Source organism: Sphingobium sp., from assembly GCF_041987595.1.
GTDB lineage: Bacteria > Pseudomonadota > Alphaproteobacteria > Sphingomonadales > Sphingomonadaceae > Sphingobium.
On record NZ_JBHIWJ010000273.1, the window covers coordinates 1 to 502 of the forward strand.

Below are 502 nucleotides of genomic sequence, written 5' to 3' on the forward strand. Positions count from 1 at the left end.
TCGGCCTGCGCTCGAACGTTACGATCATGTACGGCGCCATCGAGAACCCCGTCCACTGGGCCCGGCACATCGTGCGGACCCGCGCCCTGCAGCACGAGACCGGGGGCTTCACCGAGTTCGTGCCGCTGCCGTTCGTGCACATGGCCGCACCGATGTACCTGCAGCGCAAGGCCCGGCGCGGACCCACCTTCCGGGAGGCGCTGCTCATGCACGCCGTCGGACGCATCGCCTACCGGGGCGCCATCGACAACATCCAGGTCTCGTGGGTGAAGATGGGTCGCTCCGGGGTCGCCCAGTGCCTGCAGGCGGGCGTCAACGACCTCGGCGGCACGCTGATCGACGAGAACATCAGCCGGGCCGCCGGCGCCAGCCACGGCCAGATGATGGAAGGCGACGACTTCCGCTCGATCGTCGAGCCGCTCGGACGCACGCTCGTCCAGCGCACCACGCTCTACGGACGGGCGCTCGGCGAACCCGTCTGACTACTGGGCGGCTGCCGCGA

1 pseudogene is annotated in these 502 nt (G+C 69.9%); it reads left to right on the top strand.

The features are described from left to right. Positions 1–482, top strand: a pseudogene (gene fbiC / locus ACFC3J_RS23145) (7,8-didemethyl-8-hydroxy-5-deazariboflavin synthase); the annotation flags it as partial. Positions 483–502 lie beyond the last annotated feature (20 nt).